Raw genomic sequence first — 26,051 nt, 5'->3', positions numbered from 1 at the left:
GTTGCATGATTCGCTGCAGCAGCCGGTGGCCAGCCAGGACCGAGCGCTCGCGCCGACCTTCCAGCCGGGCATGGGTAGCAATCAGGGCGCCGTCCCCCTGTGGCAAGCTAGTTGTCGCCTCGATTTTAAAACCCAAATATCGAGGTAGACATGAAAGCAACGTATTCTGAGGCCTTTATCGAGCAAGCGCTGGTAAAGATATATGCCCGTGGCAACCGGTCGGTTCGCGACGTCACGGACGAACTCAATGTCAGTTACCACACCGTGAAGAACTGGATGCGAAACAAATCAGCTGACAAATACAAGGCAGTCGCCATACGCGAGAAGCGCCCTCAGGACTGGGCTGCACAAGAACAGCTGTTGGCCCTTCAGGAAAGCCATAGGCTGTCCGGAGAAGCACTGCAAGCGTGGTGCCGCGAACGAGGGTTGTTCCCCCATCGTCTCAACAGCTGGAAAGCGGCTTTTTGTATCGAGCCCAAAGAGGCGACATCCGGCAGCCGTGCGCTTCGCACCTTGAAGGACGAAATCGTTGTCCTTAGACGGGAAGCGGTGCGCAAGGACAAGGCATTGGCGGAGGCAGCCGCGTTGCTGATTCTGCAAAAAAAGTTCCGCGCGCTCTGGGAGGACGAGGACCGATGACCTCCCTTTCCGAGCGCGCAAGCGTGCTGGCTCTGGTAAGCGAAGCCGTCGTTGCCGGAGCGCGGCAGGACCGCGCCTGCAAAGTCGTTGAGCTCAGCGAGCGTACCCTGCAGCGCTGGCAAGGCGACCAGGCTGCCGGTGGCGACCGGCGACCTGCACGGATACAAAGGCCCGGCAATGAGCTCAGCGCGCTGGAACGCGAGCGCGTGCTGGCCGTTGCCAATTCGGAGGCATTTGGCCATCTTCCGCCGAGCCAGATCGTGCCGCGATTAGCTGATAGCGGCCACTACGTCGCTTCGGAATCGACGTTTTATCGCATCTTGAATGCGCACGGCCAGCTTCAGCACCGGGGCGCTGAAAGGGCCGCCAGGCCGCGCACCAAAGCGCGTGCATTATGTGCCAGAGCACCAGCCGAGCTGTTTAGCTGGGGCATCACTTGTTTGCCGGCGCAGATCAAGGGCGTCTATTTTTACCTGTACCTGTTCGTCGACATATTCAGCCGCAAGATCGTCGGCTGGCAGGTCTATGAAACTGAAAGCAGTGACCTGGCAAGTGAAGTCATGCGTGACATTTGCGAGCGTGAACACATCCGGCCGAAGCAGGTGGTGCTCCATTCGGATAATGGCAGCTCGATGAAAGGCGCTACCATGCTGGCCACGTTGCAGGCGTTGGGCGTGACGCCTTCGTTCAGTCGTCCGGCAGTCAGTAATGACAACCCGTATTCCGAATCGTTGTTCAAGACGATGAAATACCGGCCTACCTATCCGAACCGTGCGTTCGGGAGCCTGCTGGCTGCCAGACAGTGGGTTGGTGCGTTTGTGCACTGGTACAACGAGGAACACCGTCACAGCGCGATCGGATTCGTAACACCGGCACAACGGCACGCTGGTCTGGACATTGAGCCGCTAAAGAAACGCGATGCGGTTTATGAGGCGGCCAAGGCAACGCATCCGGAACGCTGGAGCGGTGCCACGCGTAACTGGAATCCGGTCCTGGTAGTCCACTTGAATCCCGAAAAGCACGAAAGCACGATATCAATCCAGCCAGTCAAAAGGAGCAAAATCCGGAACTAAAAAAGGCAGCGTAAATGCCCCATGCAGGCGACAACTAGCTTGAAATCTTCCGGTGCCGAGTGTTGCCGTGGTATGAAAGCCCTTGGCGTATTGCGTCTCGCCGCTTGCCAGACCCAGGCGGCACATGGTTTCGTAGCCAGCGGCGAAGGCGGTCATGAAGTCATGACCGCTGAAGCCACGCGATTCGGCGAGGGCCAACAGGCCCGGAATCAGGACCACCGAGGGGTGGCCGGTGCAGGCCATGTTGACGTCGTCGTAATCCAGCGCATGCGCCGCCGCGCCATTGATCAACGCCGCCTGCCGGCTGGAGGTTGCCATGGCGTGCCCGACGACTGTGGCCTGGGCATGCCCCCCCTTGTTCGCGTGCCTCTTCGGCCAGCATATGCACCAGGGGCTGGCACGCCCCCAGCAAGCGTGACGCCGATCCAGTCGAGCAGACATTGCCGGATCCGCACGCGCACGTCCTCAGGTAAATCGGCGTAGCACAGGGCAGCGCTGCGCACCGCCAGTTCCCGCGTGATTCCCGAGCTTTGGACAGGAGCCGACGGGGCAAGTTTGGTGGTGGTCGTGATCACGTTCATTTCAGCGGCCCTTCCAGACTGGTTTGCGCTTTTCCCGAAATGAACGCGGCCCTTCCAGCGCATCCTCGCTGAGGTAAACGGCGTCGAATGCCCGGTTGGAGGCGCGCAGCGCGGCGGTACGGCCCATCTCGGTTGACATGCGCACCATTTCCTTGGCGGCGCGCACCGTCAGCGGTGCGTTGACCATGAGCCGGGCAGCCAGTTCTATTGCACCCTGCAGTGCCTGCCCCCTGGGCATCAGGCGGTTGATGTAGCCGAGTTCGTAGGCGCGCTGCGCAGTCAGCGGGTCGCCGGTCATCGCGACTTCCATCAGGATGCGCTGCGGCAGCATGTGGATGACGGGCGCGGCCCACGGCATGCCGCGTCCAACCTTGGCTTCGGTGATCGCAAACTTGGCGGTTTCGTCCGCCACGCACAGGTCGCACATCTGCGACAGCAGCCAGCCTCCCGCGTAGGCGTAGCCCTGAACTGCGGCAATGACGGGTTTGGTGACTTCAATGTTGTCGCCCAGCACAGCCATGAAGCCAGGCGGCGGAATGCGCAGTTGCGTGTCCGCAGCTTCCACCAGGTCCATGCCGGCGCAGAAATTGTCGCCGGCTCCGGTAAGGATGGCCACTTGAGCCCCGGCGTCGGCTTCGAAGCGGCGCCAGACCTCGAAAAAACCTTCGCGCACGGCGCGGTTCAGCGCATTGCGGCGCTCCGGCCGATTGATCGTGATGACGGCGATGCCGTCGTTCACTTCGTAAAGAAGCTCATTGTTCATGCGGTTTGTCTCCTGGTTCGGCTGTCGCGCGGTTTGTTGGAACTGCATGTTGTGGTGTGTTTGGGTCATTTGCCAACTGGTTCGCAACCGCTTCTCGCGATTTCAGTCCCGCATGGGTGACCGAGAGTGCACGAAATGCTTGTGGTGAACTTTACTACCGAGCGCTGCATGTTCGGATATCAGAATCTTTATTTAAAAAAAAGAATAACGTTAAGACATGTGACCGTCAATCGGGGTTTTCTGGCAGAGATTCGAGAAGAAATTCCGTATTGAACGGAGGAAACACACAGATGACGAACAAACCGGTCAAACCCGTTGCGACGGGTATGTCATGCGTGTCGGTACCGTTGAATCGGTAGCGTATAAACAGATTGCTTGCAGCCTTGATCAGGGCTTTGCGGTTTTGGTTTTGATCTCGTTCCTCTGGTGTTTTCCCTGAGCGCTCGCGGCCGCTTGGTCCCCGGGCGATTAGATCGGGAGCCTGTGGTATACATTCTCAGCATCTAAATCAAGAAGCACGCCCGGCATGAAAGCCGACATCAGTTCAGTATGATTTGGGCAGGCCCAGCACATGTTCACCGATGTAGTTCAGCAGCATCTCGTTGTTGATCGGTGCGATTTCCATCAGGCGTATCATCGGCCACAGCGTGACGATATCGTAGTCCCGGTCAAAGCCGTAGCCGCCGTGGGTTTGCAGCGCAGCTTCGATCGCGGCGTGGGCCGCCTGCGAGCCCAAAAGCTTGGCCATGTTGGCGTGCGCGCCGGCGTCCTCGCCGGCATCGAAGCGTTCCGCGGCGGAGTAGGTCATTAGACGCGCCGCCTCGATCTGCGCTTTGGCCTGCGCCATGCGGTGCTGCAGAGCCTGGTAGGAGCCGATGGGCTTGCCAAAGGGCTTGCGATCTTTGGAATAAGCCACTGCCTTGGCCAGCGCATAGTCGCCGAGGCCAATGGCAGCGCCGGCGGCCAGCAGACGCTCGGAATTCAGTCCTTCGAACATCAGCCTGGCTCCCTTGCCGGCCTCGCCGATCAGCGCGTCGGCGGGCATTTCGACGTTGTCGAAGAACACCATGTACTGGCGCTCGGCGGTTTCCACCTGGATGTTGAGCTGGGTCAGTTGGATGCCGGGCGTTTTCATGTCGAGCACGAACAGCGAGATGCCGTCGGTGCGGTTCTTCACCTCGCTGGCCTTGGTGGTGCGTGCGATCACCAGCATGTAGTCGGCATCGCGCGCGCCGGAAATGAAGACCTTCTGGCCGTTCAGCGTCCAGCCGCCGCCCGCGCTGGGCGTGGCGAGCGTGGTCATGGCGAAGCTGTTGGTGCCGGCATTGGGTTCGGTGATGGCGAAGCACAGTTTCTTCTCGCCGGTGCAGGTGGGCGTCACGTATTTCTTGATCTGCTCCGGCGTGCCGTGGCGCACGATCGGCACCCGGCCGAGCCCGGTGACGACCAGGAATAGCGTGGGGACGCCGGCCAGCGCCAGCGCCTCGTTGAGAGCGGTGAGCTCCAGCACGCCGCCACCGGAACCGCCGTACTCCTCCGGGATCGACAGACCGAGCAGGCCAAATTCGCCGAGCTTGTTCCATAGCTCGTCGGGGAAACAGTCTTCCTTGATGCATTGGAGTATGTAGCTGCGCGGGTACAGGGTGGTGACGCCGCGGGTGGCTTCCTGCACGTCGCGAATCCGCGCATTCAGGGTTTCGGTGCTGGTGGTGATACCGGCAGTGGTGTTCATCGTGTGTTCTCCATTTTTTTGGTTATAGGCAGGGCGAAATCGGTCAAAGTGCCATGTCTGCCGGTATCGGCACTGGAAAGTCGAGCAGCATCTGGGCAAAGGCTTTGGCCTGTGGATCCATGCGGATGGAAGCGATGCCGCCGCCGCCCAGGGCTTCGTGCATCAAGAAGTTCAGCGCATGCGTGCCAGGCAAATCAAAGCGTTGCACGCTGCCTTTGACGAGGTGGGCGAACCAGGTCGCTACCGCCTGCTCGGTCAGGGCGGCGCGGATGAAGGGCAGATACCCGGGGCGGCGCGCCAGGATGCCGATATTGGCTGCATCCCCCTTGTCGCCGCTGCGGCCCCATGCCAGTTGCACCAGCGGCACCGTGCGCTTGCCGCGCACAAAGGCGTCGGTGGCGGGCAGGGGACCATCCGCCAGCGGCAACTTGGCCGGCTCGAACGGTTTGCCGCTCCACTGCGGCGGCGCCACGGACCGTGCGCCCATGTCGATGCTTGCGACTATCTGGGCCTTGGGTACCAGGCAGGAAAACAGGCGCACCACCGGCTGCACCTTGGGCCGGCCGCCGGTGAAGCCGGTGATGGCCGGCGCCGACATCAGGGCCAGTGGTGCGACTTCACGCGAAAAAAGTTCGAGTGCCTCCTTGACAGGATGGCGTACGCCAACCTTCAACATCACTTCGCGCGAACCAGGCCGCGCATGGGGACCGTAGGTGTCTTCCGCACCGATGGCTTCCACACTGGTTTCGGTAAAGTCGGGCCAGCCGCGCTGCGTGTAGTGGCGGCGCACGCGCGCCAGCATGGCGGCGCCGACGCGATGCGCCTTGGCACCGGCATCGATGCCACCGATCATGAACAGGCTCGTGGCCCTGAAGCCGTCGGCGTAAGTGACGCTTGCCTTCGCTTGATCGGTCGGTGCACCACCGCGCGCACCCTTGACCTCGACCCGGTCGGGTCCGACCTGCGTCAGTGTCACGCCGGTGAAGTCGCACACCACGTCGGGCAGGATGTACGCGCGCGGGTCGCCGATTTCATAAAGCATCTGTTCGCCCACCGTTGATGGGCAGACCAGCCCGCCGGTACCTTCGGGCTTGGTGATGACGAAGCTGCCGTCGCCGCGGCACTCGGCGATCGGAAAGCCCATGTCATCCCAGCCCGGGACGATGTCCCAGTCGGTGTAATTGCCGCCGGTGGTTTGCGTGCCGCACTCGATCAGATGGCCGGCCAGGCTGCCTTGCGCCAGCCGGTTGTGGTCGGCGGCGGTCCAGCCGAAGGCATGGATCAGCGATGCCAGCGTGACCGCGCTGTCGACACAGCGGCCGGTGACCACGATGTCGGCGCCGGCCTCCAGCGCGGCGGCAATCGGGAAGGCGCCCAGATAGGCGTTGGCGCTCATCACCTTTTGTGGAAAGGGCGCGCCGGAGAACATCTCTTTCGTGTCGGCGGCGCGCAGCGCCTCCATCTGAGGCATCAAGTCGTCGCCCAGCACGGCGGCGATCTTCAGGTCGACGCCTTCGGCCTGCGCGGCTGCTTCCAGCGCAGCGCGACACGCCGTCGGGTTGACGCCGCCAGCGTTGGCAATGACCTTGATGCCGCGCGCCTTCAGATCTTTCATCAATGGCTTGATAGTGGTCACGAAATCCGGTGCGTAACCCTGTGCCGGATCTTTGGCCTTGGCCCGGCTTAGTAGGGACATGGTGATCTCGGCAAGGTAGTCGAACACCAGGACATCGATATTACCGCCTTGCACCAACTGGGCGGCGGCAAACTCGGTGTCGCCCCAGAAGCCGGAGGCGCTGCCGATGCGAAGTGTGTTTTGCTTCATGGATATCTCCTATGGAAAATCGAATCAGCGTTGAGCGTGCGCGGTGCCGCGCGGCCAGAACACGCGCCAGATACCCTTGGCGGTGGCGCAGACCGCGCCGTTCGCATCAAGGAATTGACCTTCGGCGAAGGCCGTACTGCGGCTTGCGCGCACCACCTTGCCGTGCGCTTCAAATCGATCTCCCATTGCTGCGTTGAGGTAGGTAATGTCCAAGTTGATCGTGAATTGGCGCAGCTCGAATGGATCAATTTCCGCAGCCTCGGGCATTGCCAGCAGCGAAGAAATGACGGCCCAGCCCAGCGCGCCGTCAAACATATAGGAGATGACTCCGCCGTTGAGCACGGTGTCTGAACCGCCACCGCCGCGTTGGGATGGGAGGGCCTGCGGCAGCCGCACGACCGCTTGGCCGGTTGCTGTTTCTTCAACTTCCAATCCTTGTGCCTTCAAGAATGGGGTGTTGTTCCAGCTCCGTTTGTATTCGGCGATGCGGTTGAGATGGAGGATGGTGGTATTCAAACCGGGGCTCCTATGGGTTATCTAAAAGAGGTTTTTGGTGTGCCGGTATTCAAAGCATCGCCATTTGCTCGATGCGCTGCACATGGGCTAGAAGAGATCGACGGGCGAGCGGCCACAGCGCCTGGGGCGTATCGTTATAGGCAAAGGACAGCCACTCGTCCGGGCCGCCTTGCGGGAATGCGCGCATGGCGGCGAGTACCTTGGCCTCGCGCCGCAGGCGGTGTGCCTTGAGCCGCGCGATGGCCTGTGCAGCCTCACCGATGACATGGCCGTGCGCCGGCAGGATGAATTCGATGCGATCCTGCTCGCACGCCAGGGCCAGGCGATCCAGCGGATCGAGGTAGGCGCTCATGTCGCCGTCCGGAGGGTCGATAATGGTGGTGCTGCCATTCAGGATGTGGTCGCCCGAGAACAGCAAGCCATCTTCTTCGAGGATCAGGCAGAGGTGGTTGGCGGCGTGCCCCGGCGTGTGCACCACGCGCAAGGTGATCGGATGCACACCGTCACGCAGCGTCAGACGCTCGCCGTCGCCTAGCGCGCGGTCGGGTGTGAAGTGCGAGTGGGCGCGCGCAGTGGCGGCCGAGGCCAGGCCCAGCACTGGCGGCGTGTGGCCGGTCAGGCGGGCGCAGGCTTGGGCCAGCGGCGGTGCCGCCGGCGAGTGATCGGGGTGGGAATGGGTGCAGACGATGGTCGTGATCCTGCCCGCCGTGAACGCCAGCAGGCGGTCAATATGGTCCTTCAGCAAGGGGCCCGGATCAATGACGATGTAACCGCTGGCGGCGGTGCCGACGATGTAGCTGTTGGTGCCGGGGCCGGTCATGACGTTGGCGTTGGGGGCGGTGAGACGATGCAGGTGCCGCAACAGGGGCACTGGCCGCTCGTGCTGCCAGTCCAGAGCATGTTCAAGCTGGCCGTCCGGGCAGACCAGCGCGAGTTCGCCGTACGGCGGATCGTGCTCCATGTAGCGCTGCACCTGGCCGCCGACGTAGCCGGCGCGCGGACACGATACCCACCGTGGCTGGTCTTCAGTGCAGGCGGCAAGCACGGCATCGACGTTCGTGAACTGCGTGAGCCAGCGCAGCGTCGGGAAAATCATCGGCAGGCGGTCGGCGGCGTGCCGCTCCAGCGCATCGGCGGCGCGCAGCCAGAGCGGCTCAAACTGTTCGGCATCGTCCGCCACCGCCTGCTGCCCCTCCGGCATGCGCGCCAGCAGGAAGGTGGTGTCGAAGCGCTTGGGTATGCTGCGGTCGGTGACCCAGTGCGCCAACAGCCGCAGCTCGGCGGCCGCCAGCCGCAGGCCCAGCGCGCGCACTTGCGGGTACAGCGGTCGGGTACGATCGAGCCGGGCCAAGTCGCTCGCGTCGAGCGGCGTGCCGTCGGCGCGCAGGGCGAGCAGGATGCCGAGCTCCTCAAAGCTTTCGCGCAGCGCGGCCAGCGCGTGGGTCAACGGCTCGGCGGCCTGCCCGGGGCGCGTGCTCGCGAGGTCGTGGGCCTCGTGATCCGCCGTGTCGACGCGACCGCCCGGAAACACGAAGGCGCCAGGCAGGAAGCTCGCCGCCGGGGAGCGCCGCGTCATCAGTACCTCGGGGCCGCCGGGCGCATCGCGCAGCAGCAGCAGGGTGGCGGCCGGACGCGCCGCGGGGGCGGTGTACGGGGGGTGGAGTTGCAGTGTTGGACGGACCATGATCAGGTATTTGAGGACTTTAGGGGTTCAGACGCTGGCCGAGTGGCTGTGCAGCAGCGCGTCCAGTGTGCGTTCCAGGTGCGCGATGGAATTGCATTCGCGTGCGATGTGGCAATAGGACGCATAGCGTTTCATCTCCGAGTCGCCCAGACCCCAGAACGAGGCCGGCTCGGGGTTGAGCCAGATCACCCGGCGCGCGCGGTGGTAGAGCATCTTCATGACTTCAGCATGGGCTTCGCCGCGGTTGTTGCGCGCGTCGCCGAGGATCAGCACCGTGGTGCGGCGATCGATGTCGTCGAGCAGTTGTTCTTCGATGTCCAGCAGGGTCTGCCCGTAGTCGGTGCCGCTGCCGCCTACTGCCTGCATGACTTTGTCCACCGCCTGTTCGACTGGCAGCGACTCGAAGGTGTCGCTCACCTCGACCAGGTGGTTAGTGAAGGCGAAGCTGCGCAGGTCGCTCACCTGTTCGCCCAGGCTGTGCAGGAACAGCAGCAGAAAGCGCGCGTACTGGCGCACCGAGCCGCTGACGTCGCAGATGGCCACCACGCGTGGCCGGCCCACCACCCTGGAGCGCCAGAAGGTCTCGAACATCACGCCGTCGTAGGCCGCGTTCTTGCGCAGGGTCTTGCGGAAGTCGAGCTGGCCGCGCACGCGCTTTTTCTTGCGCCGCGCGTGGCGCTCGGCCAGCCGCTTGGCAATTTTGCTGACGATGACGTGCATGCGCGCGAAATCGCGCTTTTCGATATTGGAGAGCTTTTGCGACTGCAGGAAGTCGTCGTGCAACTGGCGCGTCGGCGCCGTGCCGAAGAGCGCGAGCTTGCGCTCGACAAAATTGCGCACCTCCTCGAACAATTTCTTGCGCGCCTGTTCGAGGTCTTTGGCGCGCTCGGGGACCAGCGTCTGGCGTTTGGCGTCGGAAATTTCGCGGTCCAGCAGTTCCAGTCCCATGGCCTGCTGGATTTTCTGCGTGTAGTAGCCTTTTTGGGTGAAGAACCAGATGTCGGTCAGGCCGACCTCGCGCGCGGCTTCCTGCATGCGCTTGGCCAGTGCCGCCGAGTCGCCCGACAGCAGCAACTGCGACAAAGCCCGGCCGCCGGCTGGCCCGCCGGAACCGGTTGCTGCCTGGTCATCACGGGCTGGGTCCGGCAGGTCTTGCGCTGCCATTGCGCCTGAACCGGGGGTTGCATCGGGCTCCAAAGCGGGCTGGGCCAGGCTGCCTTGCGCGGCCATGTGTTGGAAGGAACTGAAACGGAAGAAGCGATCGAAGGCCTCGTCGTAAAGGGCGCGATCCGTGGTGGTTTTCGCCAGCGTCGTGCCCAGCGCGCTTTTGAGCAGGATGCGGTCGCTCCAGCCGACCAGCTCGACGGCGCGCGCCGCATCGACCTGTGCATTCAGGCTGATCTCGAGGTCGCTGCCGCGCAGTGCCTTGAAAAAGTCTTCAAGCGTGGCTTGCACGGGGACTCTCCGCATCCTTGCGCGCTTGTTGCAGCAGCGCGGGCAGTTGCTCGCTGGCCGAGGCAATGTCTTGCTCAAACTTGAGGAAGACGTTGAGTGTGTCGCGCACCATGTCCAGGCTCAAGTGTTCCGCGTGCAGCAGCAGCAGCGTTTTGGCCCAGTCGATGGTCTCGCTGACCGAGGGCTGCTTTTTCAGGTCCATCTGCCGCACCGCTTGAATGAAAGCGACCAGCTCGCGGTTCAGGGTTGTCGACAAGCCGGGCACGCGGCGCTCCAGAATGCGCCGCTCCAGCCCCGCTTCGGGGAATGGAATGTGCAAGTGCAGGCAGCGGCGCTTGAGCGCGTCGCTCATCTCGCGCGTGTTGTTGCTGGTGAGGAAGACGATGGGCTTGACCTTGGCCTTGATGGTGCCGAGTTCGGGCACCGAGACCTGGAAGTCGGATAGCACTTCGAGCAGGAACGCCTCGAACTCGGGGTCGGACTTGTCAACCTCGTCGACCAGCAGCACGCAGCCGCGCTCCTGGTGCAAGGCCTGGTACAGCGGCCGAGGCTCGAGAAAATGCTCGGAGAAGAACAGATCATCGTGCGCATGCAGCCGCTCGATCGAGGCCGCGAGTCCCACAGCGCCTTGCATCATCTCGCCCAGCTTGTCTTTCAGCAGTTGCGTGTACAGTAATTGTTTGCCGTATTTCCACTCGTACAGGGCCTTGGATTCGTCCAAGCCTTCGTAGCATTGCATGCGGATCAGGGGCACGTCGAGAATCTGGGCCATGCCCTTGGCCAGTTCGGTCTTGCCGACACCGGCCGGGCCTTCGACCAAGATCGGCTTTTCCAGATTGAAGCCCAGGTAGACCGACGTGGTGATTTCGCGGCTGGCGATGTAGTCGACCGCAGCCAAGCGTTGCGCCAAGCCATCGACGGAATCAAAATGGAGTCGGTGCAGTGTTTTCATGGGCTTCTCCGCAGCGCAGCGTTTCGGACTAGGCGTAAAACCCGAACTGGCGCGCCGCCAGGTCGCGCATGACTTCTTCGGCGCCGCCGCCGATGGCATTGACCTTGACTTCGCGGTAAATGCGCTCCACCTTGACGCCACGCATGAAGCCGGCGCCACCATGCATTTGCACCGACTCGCTGGCGCAATAGGCCATGGTCTGGGTGGCCTGGTTCTTCAGCAGGCAGATTTCGCCCACTGGCGTGTCGCCCTGTTCGACGCGCCAGGCGAGCAATTCCAGCATGGCCTGCGTCGCCTCGACGCGCATGGCCATGTCGGCCAGCTTGTGGCGGGTGACCTGCTGATCGATCAGGCGGCCGCCGAACATCTCGCGCTCGCGCGCCCAGGCTAGCGCTTCGTCCAGGCAGACACGGGCAAAACCGTTGGCGCCGGCCGCGAGGAAGATGCGTTCGCGGTTGAAGTTTTTCATGATAGCCTTGAAGCCTTGGTTTTCCTTTCCGATCAGGTTCTCCATCGGCACGCGGCAGTTGTCGAAATACAGGGCAGCGGTGTCGGAGCACCACCAGCCCATTTTTTTCAGCGGCGTTTGCGTGAAGCCGGGTGTGCCTTTCTCGATCAGCAGCAACGACACGCCGCCTGGCCCCTGCCCGCCAGTGCGCACCGCCACGGTGTAGAAGTCGGCGCGCATGCCGGAGGTGATGAACATCTTCGAGCCCTTGACGACGTAGTGGTCGCCGTCCCGGCGCGCCGTGGTCTTGAGGTTGGCCACGTCCGAGCCGCCGGATGGTTCGGTGATGCCGAGCGCGCTGATCTTCTCACCCCGCAGTACCGGCGGCAATACACGCTGCTTCAGCGCCTCGCTGCCCACGTTGACGATGGGCGGGCAGCCGATGGTGTGCGACAGCAGACTCGCCAGGACGCCGCCGGCGCCGCAGCGCGCAAGTTCCTGCGCGGCGATGATGGTCATGAACAGGTCGCCGTCGTTGCCGCCATGGCTTTCCGGGAAGCCCAGGCCCAGCAGGCCGATTTCGGCCGCCTTGCGGTACAGCTCGACCGGAAACGTCTCGGCTTCGTCCCAGGCGTCCGCGTGCGGGCTGATTTCCCCGGCGACGAAGCGGCGCATCGCGTCGCGGAACGCCAGGTGCTCAGGCGTATAGAAGGGGCTCTTGGCGGGCAGAGTTTCGGCAGGCATGGGTGTTACTCCTCGTGTGTACGGCATGTGTCGTGTGTGCGGAGCGGTGCGCGCATCAATCAGCTTGCTCGACCAGTGACACCAGCAATGCGCACGTGGCAACCTGGTCGCCGACGCGCACCGCAACCTGGTCAACAACGCCATCGCGACGGGCCAGCAGTTGATGCTCCATCTTCATGGCTTCGAGCACAGCCAGGCGCTGTCCCTTGGCCACCGCATCGCCGCTTTGTACGTCAACTGCCATCACGCGTCCACTCATCGGTGCGAGCACGCGCGACTCCGCGTTTCCCGCAGCCACGGCCGGTGGGGCATAGGTCAGGTCTTCAAAGCTGGCGCTCAGGTCGCCCAGTTCCAGGTGCAATACGCCGCTGGCAAACACCGCTGCTGCGTGCTGCTGCACGCCATCGACGATCAGACGCAGGGTCTCGCCTTCGCGTCCGCTGATGGTGATGTGGTGCAGCGCCGCGCCCACTTCGAGCGTGTAGCTGTGGGTACCATTGACTGTGATGTGCACGGCATGGCGGTGTTCCCCCTCACCGATCAGCATCGGCCAGCGTGCCGGTCCACTCGAGCGCCACGGCGGCTGCGAATCGAGCGTCGCGCTGGCTTCAAACCATAGCGTACTGGCCAGCGCCAGCGCCAGCGAGCCGGGCTGGGGCCGCACCAGCGCCGCAGCATCGAAGTGCTGGGCGATGAAGCCGGTGGTCGTCTCGCCAGCGGCGAATGCGGAGTGGCTGGCCACGGCCTCGAGGAACGCGCGGTTGTGGCGCAGGCCGAGCAGGCGGGTGCGTTGCAGTGCACCGATCAGGCGTCGCCGTGCCTCGTCGCGGGTTGCGCCGTGCGCAATAATCTTGGCGATCATGGGGTCGTAGTGCGGGCTCACGGTCTGGCCCGATTCCAAGCCGTGATCGACGCGCACGCCCTCGCCGGCGGGCGGGCGCCAGAGCGCAACATCGCCGCTTTGCGGCAGGAAGCCGGCGTACGGATCTTCGGCGTACAGGCGCACTTCGATCGCATGCCCGTTCAATTGCACTTGTTTTTGCGTCAGTGGCAAGCGCTCGCCACGGGCCACGGCGATCTGCCAGGCCACCAGGTCCAGACCGGTGATGCACTCGGTCACCGGGTGCTCGACCTGCAGCCGCGTGTTCATCTCGAGAAAGTAGAAATGCTCTTCGCGGTCGAGCAGAAACTCGACCGTGCCGGCGCCTACATAGTTCACGCTGCGCGCCGCCGCCACCGCCGCCGCGCCCATCTGCGCGCGCAGATCGGGTGTGACTGCGGGAGAGGGCGCTTCCTCGAACACCTTCTGGTGCCGCCGCTGGATCGAGCAGTCGCGCTCGCCGAGGTGAATGATGTTGCCGTGCCGGTCGCCGAAGATCTGGATTTCGACGTGGCGCGGTTCGATTAGCGCACGTTCGAGGATGAGTTCTTCACTGCCGAAGGCGTTGCCCGCTTCGGAGCGGGCGCTGGCCAGCGCGGCGGGCAGATACTGCGGTTGTTCGACCAGCCGCATGCCGCGCCCGCCGCCGCCCGCTGCCGCCTTGACCATGATCGGAAAGCCGATCTCGCCGGCTTTCCCGAGCAGCGTGGCATCGGACTGGTCGGTGCCCTGGTAGCCGGGCACGCAGGGCACGCCCGCCGCCAGCATCAGGCGCTTGGCACCCGCCTTATTGCCCATTTGCAGGATGGCCTGCGGGTCCGGGCCGATGAACACCAGCCCGGCATCCAGGCAAGCCTGCGCAAAACCGTCGTTCTCCGACAGGAAGCCGTAGCCGGGGTGCACCGCATCGGCGCCCGTGCTGCGTGCTGCAGCCAGCAGCGCCGCGACGTTGAGGTAGCTCTCACGCACCGGCGCCGGGCCGATGCAGACCGCCTCGTCGGCCGCAGCGACGTGCAGCGCCCGGGTCTCGGCTTCGCTGTAGACGGCCACAGTGCGGTAGCCCAGCGCTTTGGCCGTGCGGATGATGCGGCAGGCGATTTCGCCGCGGTTGGCAATCAGGATTTTGGTGAAGTTCATCAGGGTTCTCACATCCGTGCCACGCCAAATGTATTGGCCCGCAAGGGGCGCGACTCGGCTTCGCGACACACCGCCAGGGTGGTGGCGAGCGCGCGGCGCGTGTCGCGCGGGTCGATGATGCCGTCGTCCCACAGGCGCGCGGTGGCAAACAGCGAATGCGATTCGAGATCAAAACGCCCCAGAATCTCGCTCTTCATGGCGGCCATGGTTTCGGCTGGCGGCTTCTTGCCGGTGCGGGCGAATTTTTCTTCGGTTACGATGCGCATCACGGTGGCGGCCTGCTCGCCGCCCATCACCGCCACCCGCGCGTTGGGCCAGGCGAACACGAAGCGCGGGTCGTAGGCGCGGCCGCACATGCCGTAGTTGCCGGCGCCGAAGGAGGCGCCGGTCATCACGGTGATTTGCGGCACGCTGGCATTGGCGACGGCCTGGATCATCTTGGCGCCATGCTTGATCATGCCGACCTGTTCGACGTCCTTGCCGACCATGAAGCCGGTGGTGTTCTGCAGATAGACGATCGGGGTGCCCGACTGGCAGCACAGTTGGATGAACTGGGTCGCCTTGGTGGCGCCTTGCGGATCGATGGGCCCGTTGTTGCCGATGAAGCCGCAAGGGTGTCCCTCGATGGCGCCATGGCCGCACACGGTACTGGAGCCGTACAGCGATTTGAATTCGAGGAAGTCGGAGTCGTCGATCACCCGCGCCAGCACTTCGCGCATGTCGTAGGGCTGGCGGAAGTCAACCGGCACCACGCCCGCCAGTTGCTCGACCGGATGACGCGGCTCTTTCCAGGTCTTCACCGCTCGCATCGGCAAGCCGTCGTTCCACGGTAGCCGAGCCAGCACATCGCGTGCGATGCGGATGCCGTCGGCATCGTCTTCGGCCAGATACTCGGCCACACCGGATACCGTGCAGTGCATCTCGGCACCGCCCAGCTCTTCGTCGGTGGCGACCTCGCCGGTGGCGGCCTTGAGCAAGGGCGGGCCGGCCAGGAAGGCCTTGGCGCGGCCGCGCACCATGATCACATAGTCGGACATGCCCGGCAGGTAGGCACCGCCGGCGGTCGAGTGCCCGTGCATCACGCAGACCTGCGGAATGCCCCTGGCCGACAGCCGTGCCTGGTTGGCGAAGCCGCGGCCGCCGTCAATGAACACTTCGCCCACGTGCATCAGGTTGGCGCCGCCCGATTCGACCAGTCGCACCACCGGCAATTTGTTCTCCAGAGCAATTGCTTCGGCGCGCAGGCTCTTGCGCAGGCCCATCGGCGTGATAGTGCCGCCCTTGATCGCGCTGTCCGACGCGATCACCATGCAGCGGATCCCCGACACCACCCCGATGCCGCAGATGATCCCGCCGCCCAGCACATTTTTTTCGCCGTCGTCGTCGTGCATCCTGAAGCCGGCCAAGGTCGAGAATTCCAGCCACGGCGAGCCGCGGTCGAGCAGCAGCGCGATGCGCTCGCGCGGCAGAAGCTGTTTGCGGGCGCGGAACTTGGCCTCCTGGCTGTTCGATGTGTTGCGTACGCGGTCTTCCAGCGTACGGAAACTGTCGATGAAGGCGAGCATCTGCGCGCGCTCGCGCTGGAAACTGTCTGACTGCGGGTCGACTTGGCTCTCAATGACGGACATGGAAGGTTCTCGCTGAAAGGTCGCAGTTAACGGGCATGGTCAAAGGTCATAAAATCGCTCGCCACAATCGGCCATGCGGCGCAGCAATTGCGGCGGTTCAAAGCCCGCTCCGTGCCGTTCGGCGAGAGCGTCGCAGGTGTTGACAAAAGCGGCAACGCCCAGGCTGTGGATCTGGCCGATCGGGCCGCCCAGGCAGGGCGGGAAGCCCCAGCCCAGGATTGCGCCCACATCGGCGTCAATGGGTGCCTGCAGCACTTTCTCTTCGAGGCAGCGTGCGGTTTCGATCGATTGGACGAACATCAGACGCTGCTTGACCTGCTCGACCGTCGGTTGCGCCGCCGTCAGCGGGAACTCCCGCGCCAGGCCGGGCCAAAGCCGCTTCTGGCCATCTTGCGGGTAGTCGTAGAAGCCCTTGCCGGCTTTCTTTCCCAGACGACCGAGTTGGTCCACCATGCGATCGCAGACATCGTCGACGGCGCTGCGCTGGTAGGCCGCGCCGAGGTCGGCGGCGGTCTGCTTGCGAATGCGCGCCATCAATTCGAGCGAGACTTCGTCGGCCAGCGCCAGCGGACCCACCGGCATGCCGGCCATACGCCCGGCGTTGTCGATCAGGGCCGGTTTCACTCCTTCTGCTAGAAGCGCCAGGCCCTCGCCGACGTAGGTGGAGAACACGCGGCTGGTGTAGAAGCCGCGGCTGTCGTTGACGACGATGGGCGTCTTGCGGATCGCCTTGACGAAATCCATGGCGCGGGCCAGGCATTCGTCGCTGGTGGCCTTGCCGCGGATGATCTCGACCAGCGGCATCTTGTCCACTGGAGAGAAAAAATGCAGGCCGATGAAGTTGGCCGGGCGCGCCGACGCTTCGGCCAGCCCGCCGATCGGCAGGGTGCTGGTGTTGGAGGCAAAGATGGCGCTGCCGGCGATCGCCGCTTCGGCTTTGCGCGTCACGTCGGCCTTGATGGCGCGGTCCTCGAACACCGCTTCGACGACGATGTCGCAGCCTGCCAGGTCGGCGAAGTCGGTGGTCGGCTTGATCAGGGCGAGCTTTGCATTGCGCTCGTCCTCGGTCATGCGCTTGGCGGCGACGCGCTTGTTCCAGAGGCCTTCGCTGTAGCTTTTGCCCTTGTTTGCCGCATCAGCGCTGGTATCAAGCAGCACCACATCCATTCCGGCTTCTGCGGCAGAGAAAGCAATGCCCGCGCCCATCATGCCCGCCCCCAGGACGCCGACTTTGCGGTAGCTTGCCTTGGCAACATCCTTCGGCCGCGATGCCAGTTTGCCGGCAGCGCCGATGCCGAAAAACAGCGAGCGGATCATGTTCTTGGCTGGCGCACCGGTGGCAAGCTTGACGAACTCGCGCACCTCCACCTTGCAGCCCGAGTCGATGTCGACCTGGCAGCCGTTGTAGACGCAGTTTAGAATCGCCTCGGGTGCTGGATAGTTGCCGAAGGTCTTCGCGCGCAGCATGGCGTTGGCGGCGGTGAAGGTTTCGTAGCCCATGGGGCTTTGCACCGCGCCGCCGGGCAGCTTGAAGCCCTTGCGATCCCAAGGCTGCACGGCGGCCGATGCACCTTTCGCCAGCAGCCACTCTTTGGCGCGGGCCAGCAATTGATCGGCCGGGACCACCTCATCGATCAAGCCGGCTTGCAGCGCCTTTTTCGGCGCCAGTTTCTTGCCCTCCAGTAGCAGGGGAAGGGCGTTGCGTAGGCCGATCAGGCGCGGCAGGCGCTGAGTACCGCCACCGCCCGGCAGCAGGCCGATGGTGACTTCGGGCAGTCCGATCAGCGCTTTCGGATTGTCGGCGGCGATGCGGCGGTGACAGGCCAGCGCGACTTCGTAGCCGCCGCCCAGCGTGGTGCCGTTGAGTGCGGCGACGAACGGCTTGTCGCCCGTCTCGATGCTGCGCATCAGTGTGTGCAGCCCGGCCACGAAGTCCGTCATGCCGCGCATGTCGGCGATCGCCAGCATCATGTTCAGGTCTGCGCCGACAATGAAGTCGGACTTGGCCGAGGCGACGATCACGCCCTTGACCGAGGCATTTCCGATGGCCTTGTGCACGGCCTCGGTGAAGGCGGATATGGATCGCTCGTTGAGAACGTTCATTGGTACGTCCTGCATGTTCCACGTGATAGTGGCGATGCCGTCGGCATCAACGTTGTAGTCAATAGTCATGGTGATGGTCCAGGTCTGTGATGAGGTTCACGTCGGGCATCAGACGCGCTCGATGATAGTGGCGGTGCCCATGCCGGCACCCACGCACAGCGTGACCAGTCCGGTGGACAGGTCGCGGCGCTCGAGTTCGTCGAGCAGGGTACCCAGGATCATGGCGCCGGTGGCGCCGAGCGGGTGCCCCATTGCGATGGCCCCGCCGTTGACGTTCATCTTGTCGTGCGGAACGTTCATCACTTGCATGAAACGCAGCACGACCGAGGCGAAGGCTTCGTTCAACTCGTAGAGGTCGATGTCGGCAGCCTTCATGCCGGCCAGTCGGAGCGCCTTTTCGGCGGCGAAAGAGGGACCGGTCAGCATGATGGTCGGTTCGCTGCCGATCGATGCAAACGAGCGGATACGGGCACGGGGTTTCAGGCCGAGTTGCCTGCCGGTTTCCGCATTGCCGATCAGCACGGCGGCGGCGCCGTCGACGATGCCTGACGAGTTGCCGGCATGGTGTACATGCTCGATACGCTCGACTTCCGGATAGCGCTGAATCGCCACCGCATCGAAGCCGTATTTCTCGCCCTGCATCTGGAACGCTGGATCGAGTTTGGCCAGCGATTCCAGCGTGGTGTCGGGGCGCATGTGTTCGTCGCGCTCGAGCACGGCGCAGCCGTTCACGTCCTTCACCGGCACGATCGACCTGGCGAAGCGGCCCTCGGCCCAGGCGGCTGCAGCGCGGCGCTGGCTCTCGACCGCATAGCGGTCCACATCGTTGCGGCTGTGACCATGCAAGCTGGCAATCAGGTCGGCGGAAATGCCCTGAGGGACGAAATAGGTCGGAATCGCCACCGCCGGGTCGGTCGCCCATGCACCGCCGCTGGTGCCCATCGGTACGCGGCTCATGCTTTCCACGCCGCCGCCGATGACCAATGGCGACTGGCCCGACATCACCTTGGCGGCGGCCATGTTGCACGCCTCCAGGCCCGAGGCGCAAAAGCGGTTGATCTGCACGCCTGCCACGCTTTCGTGGTACTCCGCAGCGATGGCTGCGACGCGGGCGATGTCGGCGCCTTGCTCGCCCGCAGGCTCGACGCAGCCGAGGATGACGTCGTCCACGAAGGCGGTGTCCAGGACGTTGCGGTCACGAAGCGCCTGCAGTACCGTGATAGCCAGGCTGATCGGGGTGGTGCCGTGCAGAGCGCCCGAACTGCGACCCCTGCCGCGTGGCGTGCGCACGGCGTCGTAAATGAATGCATCGGTCATAGTGGTTTCCTTGGTTGTAATCGGTTAGGTCAAGTGAGTGCCACGGGTGGGGGGACATGGCGACTACAACGTGCGGCTGATGATTTCCTTCATGATCTCGTTGGTGCCGCCGTAGATGCGCGCGACGCGGGCGTCGGCGTAGGCGTAGGCGCGGGCAATCGGGTATTCCCACATGTAGCCAAAGCCGCCGAACATCTGCAGGCATTGGTCGTTCACCTTGCAGGTCGGTGGTCCAGTATTTGGCCATGGCGGCGGTGGCGGCATCGAGCTTGTCCTCCATCAGCAGGCCGAGCAGGCGGTCGACAAAAACCTGGGCAATCTGCACCTCGGTTTTCATCTCGGCGAGCTTGAAGCGATTGTGCTGGAAGTCGATCACGCGCTGGCCGAAGGCCTTGCGGTCCTTGGTATAGACCAGCGTCCATTCGAGCGCCGCCTCGGCGCCTGCCACCGCACCGATCGCGATCTGCATGCGTTCCCACGCCAGCTCCTGCATCAGCAAGAAAAAGCCCTTGCCCTCGCCACCCAGAACGTTGCTGGCCGGCACCCGCACGCTGTCCAAAAACAGCTCCGAGGTATCCTGCGCCTTCATGCCGATTTTTCGAGGTTGCGCCCGCGCGCAAACCCGGGACGATCTGTCTCGACCAGCACCAGGGATATTCCTTTTGCGCCTTGGGCCGGGTCGGTCTTGGCGACCACGATCACCAAATCGGCGTTCTGGCCGTTGGTAATGAACGTTTTTTGGCCGTTGATTACCAGTTCGTCGCCGTCGCGGACCGCGCTGGTACGCACGTTTTGCAGATCGCTACCCGCGTCCGGCTCGGTCATGGCTATCGCGCCAATGACCTCTCCCGTGGCCATTTTCGGCAGCCAGGTTTTCTTCTGCTCCTCGGTGCCGTAGGCCAGGATGCAGGGTGCCACGATGTCGGAGTGCAGGCCGAAGCCGATTCCGCTGGTGCCAGCGCGCGCGACTTCCTCGATCAGCACCGCGCTGTGCAGGCGCGCGCGGCCGCCGCCGCCGTATTGCTCAGGTATGGCGGGGCACAGCAGCCCTGCGGCGCCGGCCTTGAGCCAGACCGCGCGCGGCACGATGCCGTCGGCTTCCCATGCGGCGTGATGAGGGATGACTTCCTGCTTCAGGAACCGGCGGGCTTGATCGCGAAAGAGTTCGTGTTCTTCACCGAAGATGGTGCGTGCAAGCATGAGGTTATCCGTTCTCGAAGGTTGATTGACGCTGCCTGGCCGACTGCCGGGAATGCGCGTCGTCGTCGCGGGAGCAAGCTAATGCGGCGCAGAGCGCGCAATGCTTTGCTGCATGCGATCAACTCACGCGATCAAGAGTTTAAATCGATCAAACGCTTGTTAGTTTATGGTACAGTCTACACCATGACAAAGGCTGCAGACAACCTGATTTCCCAACTCTCGCGTCGGGATGCGATTCTGGCGGCGGCGGCGAGTTTGTTCAGGCGCCAGGGTTTTGAACGCACATCCGTGCGCGAAATTGCCCAGGTGCTGGGCATGACTTCGGGTTCGCTCTTCTACCACTTCGCATCCAAGGAGGACCTGCTCGTGGCAATCATGGAGGAGGGCCTTCGCGACATCACCCGGTCAGTGCGCGAGGCGCTGGCTGCCGAGGATCGCCTTGCCGAGCGGTTGCTGTCGATGATTCGTCGCCACTTGGGGGCCTTGCTGGGTCCGAGGCTCGACGCCATGACGGTGTTGCTTTATGAATGGCGCAGTCTTGCGCCGACTGCCCAAGCTCGGGTGATGGCCTCGCGCGACGATTATGAGGCTTTGTGGATCCCGCCTATCAACGAGGCCGCGCTCGAAGGCTTGGTCGACGCCGATATCGTGCTGGTGCGGCAGACGGTTCTGGGAGCACTTAACTGGACGGCGCAGTGGTACCGGCCTACCGGTCGCCTCGGCATCGACGCGCTGGCCCAGCGCATGTACACGGTGCTGTTTCCTCGCGTGGCCGCACTGGAGGCGGGGCATGTGGCGCTTGAAGAGGCAAAGTTGGGTGGCGTTCAAAAGTGGAACACCGGAACTGAAAGTCGTTGAATCGGCATGTTCCGGGAACATTTTCTGGAGTTAAAAATGAGGAGTCAAATATGAACTCGACCATGATGCAAGTGCCGCTGTCGCTCAATCACTTCCTCGAGCGGGCTAAGCTTTATTACCCTAAAGTGGAAATAGTTTCGAGGATGCCAGACAAGTCCTTGCACCGCCATACTTATGCCGACTTCCACCGTCGGGCCAAGAGCTTGGCTGAAGTGTTGGTCAAGGCCGGCATCAAGCCCGGTGATCGGGTTGCCACGCTGATGTGGAATCACTACGCCCACCTGGAGTGTTACTTCGGCATCCCGGCGACCGGGGCGGTGATGCACAACCTGAATCTGCGCCTGTTCCCGCACGACATTGCGTTCATCGTCAACCATGCCAAGGACCGCTTTCTGCTGGTCGATGATGTTCTGCTGCCTCTGCTTGCGCAGTTTGCCAAGGATGTCAGCTTCGAGCGCATCATTGTGGTGTCGCTAACAGGCAAGCCGGTACCGCAGGGTTACGAAGACTATGAAAGCTTCATCGGTGAAGCGACAGGCGACTTCAAGTATGTCGAAGTCGACGAGAACGCACCCTGCGGCATGTGCTACACCTCGGGCACCACGGGCGACCCCAAGGGCGTCGTCTACTCACACCGCTCGACCGTGTTGCATACGCTGGTGGCAGCTCTGCCGAGCGGGATCAATGTTGCGGATACCGACACCGTGTTGCCGGTGGTGCCGATGTTCCACGCCAACGCCTGGGGTCTGCCGTTCATCTCCACCTTTGTCGGTGCCAAGCAGGTGTTTCCCGGCCCGCATCTCGATTCGGACTCGCTGCTCGATTTGTATCAGCGCGAGCGCGTCACCGTCACCGGCGGCGTGCCGACGATCTGGCTGTCGCTGCTGCAAACGCTGCGTGCCAGTCCGACCAAGTACGACCTGGTGCCCGGCATGCGCATGCTGGTCGGTGGTTCGGCGGCGCCAGAGTCATTGTTCCGCGGCTTCGATGAATTCAATCTTGAGGTCGCCACCGCCTGGGGCATGACCGAGACTTCGCCGCTGGGGACAGTGTCGGTGCTCAAGTCCGGGATGCGTACTCTGTCAAAGGAAGAGCAATACGGCTTTCGCGTCAAGCAAGGCGTGGCCGCGCCGTTGGTTGACATCCGGCTCATCGGCGACAACGGCGAAGTGCCGTGGGATGGCCAGTCGGTCGGCGAGATTCAGGTGCGAGGTCCGTGGGTCACCGGCGCCTACCACGAGATGCCGACAAGCGACAGCAGCTTCACCGCCGATGGCTGGCTGCGCACCGGTGACGTCGGCTGCATCGACTCCGATGGCTTCTTGCGATTGACCGATCGCACCAAGGACTTGATCAAGTCGGGCGGCGAATGGATCAGCTCGGTGGATCTGGAAAACGCCGTGATGGGACATCCGGCGGTGTTGGAGGCGGCGGTGATCGCGGTGCCGCACCCGCGCTGGGCCGAGCGGCCGCTGGCGGTGGTGGTGCTGCGCCCCGGCATGAGTGCCACCGGCGACGAGATTCGCGATCATCTGGCCAATACCTTCGCCAAGTGGCAACTGCCCGAGGGTTTCGCCTTTGTGAGCGAGATTCCGCGTACCTCGACCGGCAAGTTCCTCAAAACCAGTCTGCGCGAGACGTACAAAGAATGGAAGTGGGAGTGAGTGGGGTACGTCATGGCTTGCGTTTGCATGTCATTTGAAACTTTGGAGATGAAGTGAAGATAGTGGTCGCCGTCAAGCGGGTGCTGGACTACAACGTGAAGGCCCGCGGCATCTGTTCAGAGCGGTGCCCGAACTGGTGAACGCGCCGTAGGCTGGGGCGGCTGCCGAGGTGAATCACGGGCCGGGCGTGTTTCCGGCAGCGCGGCCGTCGCCATCGGCCAAATTTGAAAAATGCAGGAGACATCGACATGAGCCTATCGACTTCCGTCACCACCAGCGTGCCACCTCCCGGCGCGATCGCCCGCGTGGCGATCGGCGACTTCCTACGCCGGTCGGCGGCGCGAGACCGAGCCAAGACAGCATTCGTGTTCGGCGACCAACGCATGAGCTACGGTGAGCTTGATGAGCACGTGAGCCGCTGCTCCAACGCCTTGCTCTCAGCCGGTCTGGTGCGCGGCGACCGTGTGGCCACACTGTGCAACAACTCGCTCGAGTTCCTGGTCGCGATGTTCGGCATCCACCGCGCCGGGCTGGTCTGGGTGCCGATCAACACCGGGCTCGCCCTCGACGACGTTCGCTACATCATCGAGCACTCCGAGGCGCGCTTCGTGCTGGTCGACGCCGCGCTGATCGCGCGTGCCGAGACAGCCGCTGCATTGCACCAACAGCCCGGTCGGGGCTGGGTGCTCGAAGAAGGCGAGGGTGGCGGGGTTTTCGCCGGTTTTGCCGCCGCGCTGGCTGTCCAGCCCGCCACAGAACCGGAGGTCGAGATTCACGACCGCGACGTGGCGCAAATCATGTACACCAGCGGCACTACCGGCCGTCCCAAGGGGGTGATGCAAAGTCATTTGTCGGTTGTCATGGCCGCGATGAACAACGCGATCGAATTCGGACTGTGGCGCGACGATGTCGCGAACGCCACCTTGCCTCTGTTCCATTGCGCGCAGCACACCCTCATGTGCGGCGTACTGGCTGCCGGCGGCACGGTGGCCGTGATGCGCGGCTTCGATGCGGCACTGGTGCTCGACACCATCGAGCGCGAACGGCTGACCTTTCTGGTCGGTCTGCCGCTGATGCACCTGGCCCTGCTCGACCATCCATCGCGCCCGGGACGTGACCTGTCCAGCCTGCGGCTGTGCCTGTACGCGATGGCGCCGATGCCCGAAACCCTGCTGCGCCGCCTGATCGCCGAATTCTGCCCGAATTACGCGCTGGCCACCGGCCAGACCGAGATGTATCCGCTCACCGCAGCCTTTCGTCCCGAGGAGCAACTGCGGCGTTTCGGCTCGTACTGGGGCGTCAGCGCACTGATCAACGACACCGCGGTGATGGATGACGCCGGGCGGCTGCTTGGCACCGGCGAGGTGGGTGAGATCGTGCACCGCGGCCCGAACGTGATGGAGGGGTACTACAAGAACCCCGAGGCTACCGCCGAGTCGCGCGCCTTCGGCTGGCATCATACGGGCGACCTGGGCATGTGGGTTGACGGCCAGCTGATGTTCAAGGACCGAAAGAAGGACATGATCAAGACTGGAGGCGAAAATGTGGCGTCGATCAAGGTCGAGGCGATCTTGCTGCGCCACTCGGCAGTGGCGAATGCGGCGGTGGTCGGTCTGCCGCACCGCCGCTGGATTGAGGCTGTGACTGCGTTTGTCGTGCTTAAACCTGGCACCCAGGCCGACGAGGTGAGTTTGATTCAGCATTGCAAGGAGCATCTCGGCGGCTTTGAGGTGCCCAAGGCAATCCTCATCATTGACGCGCTGCCGATGACGTCCACCGGCAAGATCCAGAAGCATCCGCTGCGCGCCAGTTACCAGAATCTGTACGAGGCTGATCTAGCCACAGATGAGTAGAGGTAGAGCGTCGTCCGATCAACAACTGTTCTTCTAACATGATGGTGCTTTATAAAGTGAGTGCAGCCACGCAGCGGCGCGGCTGCAGCCGCACCGCCATTCGTCCCCGCGCCGCCCGACCGCAAGGAGAGTCTCCATGTCCGCCGAAGCCCCCGTCCTGTTCACCACCGATGCCGATGGCATTGGTACCCTCACGCTGAATCGTCCAGCCCAGCTCAACGCGTTCGACCTGGGAATGGTCGATGCCTGGCGCGTCGCACTAGAGGCAGCCGAAGACGATGAACGCGTCAAGGTGATCGTCGTCACCGGCGCTGGGCGTGCGTTCTGCGCAGGTGGCAATTTCGACGAAATGGCCAAGTTCAGCGAACTCGACAGCATGGGGCGCAAGGACTTCCTGTACCGGCACGTGCACCGCATCGCGCTGACGCTGGAGCGGATGGAAAAACCGGTCATTGCCGCCATCAACGGCGCGGCGCGCGGCGCAGGCTGCGACATGGCGCTGATGTGCGATATCCGCCTGATGGCCAGTTCGGCCACGTTGGCCGAGAGCTATATCAACATCGGACTGATGGCTGGCGACGCCGGCGCCTGGTTTCTGCCTCGGCTGATCGGCACGGCGCGCGCGCTCGAACTGTTCTGGACCGGTCGTGTGGTAGAGGCGGAAGAGGCCGAGCGCATCGGGATGGTCAACCGCGTGGTCCCGGATGCGGAACTGCTGAACGCCACTTATGAACTGGCGCGCACGATTGCGTCCAAGCCGCAACAGGCGGTGCGCTTCTTTCGTCGCGCCGTCTATCAAAGCCAGTCCATGGCGCTGGCGACACACCTGGATATGGTGTCTTCGCACATGGCCGTGCTCGAAGACACGCCCGAACATCGGGCCGGGATTGCAGCCTTCCGAAACCGGCCGCTCGCCAAAAAGTAAAATGGAAGCCCTGTGCAAGGTGTTTCGAACGGCGCCACCGTCCTCGGCGTGACCTATAAAACTGCTTGGTAATG

At 63.4% G+C, this 26,051-nt stretch carries 18 protein-coding genes and 1 pseudogene; 5 read left to right on the top strand and 14 right to left on the bottom strand.

The window, feature by feature from the left end; translation table 11 throughout:
- The first annotated feature begins 150 nt into the window (after positions 1-150).
- Positions 151-1,712, top strand: a protein-coding gene (locus QOL82_RS26040) for an IS3 family transposase (protein ID WP_283445229.1) whose coding sequence is annotated in 2 segments (ribosomal slippage) — positions 151-607 and positions 607-1,712 — 1,563 coding nt in all. Because the reading frame shifts where the segments join, the coding sequence is not laid out codon by codon here.
- Here the strand turns inward: QOL82_RS26040 and QOL82_RS26035 are convergent.
- From QOL82_RS26035 to QOL82_RS25970, 14 genes and pseudogenes are all read right to left on the bottom strand, one after another.
- Positions 1,674-2,153: an MmgE/PrpD family protein gene (locus QOL82_RS26035; protein ID WP_283445228.1), complete on the bottom strand. Its 480-nt coding sequence runs from the start codon at positions 2,151-2,153 to the stop codon at positions 1,674-1,676. The genes QOL82_RS26040 and QOL82_RS26035 overlap by 39 nt on opposite strands.
- A gap of 141 nt (positions 2,154-2,294) precedes the next feature.
- The gene (locus QOL82_RS26030) at positions 2,295-3,056 is read right to left on the bottom strand and encodes an enoyl-CoA hydratase-related protein (RefSeq protein ID WP_283445227.1); all 762 of its coding nucleotides are present in this window, start codon (positions 3,054-3,056) and stop codon (positions 2,295-2,297) included.
- A gap of 544 nt (positions 3,057-3,600) precedes the next feature.
- On the bottom strand, positions 3,601-4,788 hold the full coding sequence (locus tag QOL82_RS26025) for an acyl-CoA dehydrogenase family protein (RefSeq protein WP_283445226.1): 1,188 nt from the start codon (positions 4,786-4,788) through the stop codon (positions 3,601-3,603).
- A 43-nt stretch (positions 4,789-4,831) separates the two neighbouring features.
- Entirely contained in the window at positions 4,832-6,613 is a 1,782-nt protein-coding gene (locus QOL82_RS26020; protein WP_283445225.1) for an acyclic terpene utilization AtuA family protein, read from the bottom strand.
- Between the two features lie 24 nt (positions 6,614-6,637).
- Positions 6,638-7,129 (bottom strand): PaaI family thioesterase, encoded by a 492-nt coding sequence (locus QOL82_RS26015; RefSeq protein WP_283445224.1) that lies wholly within the window; start codon positions 7,127-7,129, stop codon positions 6,638-6,640.
- Between the two features lie 49 nt (positions 7,130-7,178).
- Positions 7,179-8,813: an MBL fold metallo-hydrolase gene (locus QOL82_RS26010; RefSeq protein ID WP_283445223.1), complete on the bottom strand. Its 1,635-nt coding sequence runs from the start codon at positions 8,811-8,813 to the stop codon at positions 7,179-7,181.
- A 27-nt stretch (positions 8,814-8,840) separates the two neighbouring features.
- Positions 8,841-10,268: a VWA domain-containing protein gene (locus QOL82_RS26005; protein WP_283445222.1), complete on the bottom strand. Its 1,428-nt coding sequence runs from the start codon at positions 10,266-10,268 to the stop codon at positions 8,841-8,843.
- On the bottom strand, positions 10,252-11,220 hold the full coding sequence (locus QOL82_RS26000; protein WP_283445221.1) for an AAA family ATPase: 969 nt from the start codon (positions 11,218-11,220) through the stop codon (positions 10,252-10,254). The genes QOL82_RS26005 and QOL82_RS26000 overlap by 17 nt, the downstream gene beginning before the upstream one ends.
- Before the next feature lie 28 nt (positions 11,221-11,248).
- Positions 11,249-12,412, bottom strand: coding sequence for an acyl-CoA dehydrogenase family protein (locus tag QOL82_RS25995; RefSeq protein WP_283445220.1), 1,164 nt, complete (start codon positions 12,410-12,412; stop codon positions 11,249-11,251).
- Positions 12,413-12,467: 55 nt separating this feature from the next.
- On the bottom strand, positions 12,468-14,429 hold the full coding sequence (locus QOL82_RS25990; RefSeq protein WP_283445219.1) for an acetyl-CoA carboxylase biotin carboxylase subunit: 1,962 nt from the start codon (positions 14,427-14,429) through the stop codon (positions 12,468-12,470).
- 8 nt (positions 14,430-14,437) lie between these two features.
- On the bottom strand, positions 14,438-16,057 hold the full coding sequence (locus QOL82_RS25985) for an acyl-CoA carboxylase subunit beta (protein WP_283445218.1): 1,620 nt from the start codon (positions 16,055-16,057) through the stop codon (positions 14,438-14,440).
- Between the two features lie 39 nt (positions 16,058-16,096).
- Complete coding sequence (locus QOL82_RS25980; protein WP_283445217.1) at positions 16,097-18,229, bottom strand: 3-hydroxyacyl-CoA dehydrogenase NAD-binding domain-containing protein; 2,133 nt, start codon at positions 18,227-18,229, stop codon at positions 16,097-16,099.
- A 39-nt stretch (positions 18,230-18,268) separates the two neighbouring features.
- Positions 18,269-19,477, bottom strand: coding sequence for an acetyl-CoA C-acetyltransferase (locus QOL82_RS25975; protein WP_283445216.1), 1,209 nt, complete (start codon positions 19,475-19,477; stop codon positions 18,269-18,271).
- 63 nt (positions 19,478-19,540) lie between these two features.
- Positions 19,541-20,677 (bottom strand): annotated as a pseudogene (locus tag QOL82_RS25970) (acyl-CoA dehydrogenase family protein).
- Positions 20,678-20,758: 81 nt separating this feature from the next.
- Between QOL82_RS25970 and QOL82_RS25965 the strand changes: the two are divergent.
- From QOL82_RS25965 to QOL82_RS25950, 4 genes are all read left to right on the top strand, one after another.
- Positions 20,759-21,535, top strand: a complete 777-nt coding sequence (locus QOL82_RS25965) for a TetR/AcrR family transcriptional regulator (protein ID WP_283445236.1) — start codon at positions 20,759-20,761, stop codon at positions 21,533-21,535.
- A gap of 50 nt (positions 21,536-21,585) precedes the next feature.
- On the top strand, positions 21,586-23,199 hold the full coding sequence (locus QOL82_RS25960) for a long-chain fatty acid--CoA ligase (RefSeq protein ID WP_283445215.1): 1,614 nt from the start codon (positions 21,586-21,588) through the stop codon (positions 23,197-23,199).
- Positions 23,200-23,447: 248 nt separating this feature from the next.
- A complete protein-coding gene (locus QOL82_RS25955) occupies positions 23,448-25,052 on the top strand; it encodes an AMP-binding protein (protein ID WP_283445214.1) in 1,605 nt (534 codons plus the stop codon).
- A 136-nt stretch (positions 25,053-25,188) separates the two neighbouring features.
- The gene (locus QOL82_RS25950; RefSeq protein ID WP_283445213.1) at positions 25,189-25,977 is read left to right on the top strand and encodes an enoyl-CoA hydratase/isomerase family protein; all 789 of its coding nucleotides are present in this window, start codon (positions 25,189-25,191) and stop codon (positions 25,975-25,977) included.
- The last annotated feature ends 74 nt before the right edge of the window (positions 25,978-26,051 follow it).

Origin of the sequence: Noviherbaspirillum suwonense, assembly GCF_900182955.1 — a bacterium.
GTDB lineage: Bacteria > Pseudomonadota > Gammaproteobacteria > Burkholderiales > Burkholderiaceae_D > Noviherbaspirillum_A > Noviherbaspirillum_A suwonense.
The sequence above is the reverse complement of the archived record's forward strand: the minus strand, read 5'-3'. Positions and strand labels throughout refer to the sequence as shown.

Coding starts and splice junctions, on each gene's coding strand:
- QOL82_RS25965 (WP_283445236.1), top strand. CDS start 20,759: ATGCGGCGCAGAGCGCGCAATGCTTTGCTGCATGCGATCAACTCACGC.
- QOL82_RS26025 (WP_283445226.1), bottom strand. CDS start 4,788: ATGAACACCACTGCCGGTATCACCACCAGCACCGAAACCCTGAATGCG.
- QOL82_RS25995 (WP_283445220.1), bottom strand. CDS start 12,412: ATGCCTGCCGAAACTCTGCCCGCCAAGAGCCCCTTCTATACGCCTGAG.
- QOL82_RS26035 (WP_283445228.1), bottom strand. CDS start 2,153: ATGTCTGCTCGACTGGATCGGCGTCACGCTTGCTGGGGGCGTGCCAGC.
- QOL82_RS25990 (WP_283445219.1), bottom strand. CDS start 14,429: ATGAACTTCACCAAAATCCTGATTGCCAACCGCGGCGAAATCGCCTGC.
- QOL82_RS25980 (WP_283445217.1), bottom strand. CDS start 18,229: ATGACTATTGACTACAACGTTGATGCCGACGGCATCGCCACTATCACG.
- QOL82_RS26000 (WP_283445221.1), bottom strand. CDS start 11,220: ATGAAAACACTGCACCGACTCCATTTTGATTCCGTCGATGGCTTGGCG.
- QOL82_RS26030 (WP_283445227.1), bottom strand. CDS start 3,056: ATGAACAATGAGCTTCTTTACGAAGTGAACGACGGCATCGCCGTCATC.
- QOL82_RS26010 (WP_283445223.1), bottom strand. CDS start 8,813: ATGGTCCGTCCAACACTGCAACTCCACCCCCCGTACACCGCCCCCGCG.
- QOL82_RS25985 (WP_283445218.1), bottom strand. CDS start 16,057: ATGTCCGTCATTGAGAGCCAAGTCGACCCGCAGTCAGACAGTTTCCAG.
- QOL82_RS25950 (WP_283445213.1), top strand. CDS start 25,189: ATGTCCGCCGAAGCCCCCGTCCTGTTCACCACCGATGCCGATGGCATT.
- QOL82_RS25955 (WP_283445214.1), top strand. CDS start 23,448: ATGAGCCTATCGACTTCCGTCACCACCAGCGTGCCACCTCCCGGCGCG.
- QOL82_RS25960 (WP_283445215.1), top strand. CDS start 21,586: ATGAACTCGACCATGATGCAAGTGCCGCTGTCGCTCAATCACTTCCTC.
- QOL82_RS26020 (WP_283445225.1), bottom strand. CDS start 6,613: ATGAAGCAAAACACACTTCGCATCGGCAGCGCCTCCGGCTTCTGGGGC.
- QOL82_RS25975 (WP_283445216.1), bottom strand. CDS start 19,477: ATGACCGATGCATTCATTTACGACGCCGTGCGCACGCCACGCGGCAGG.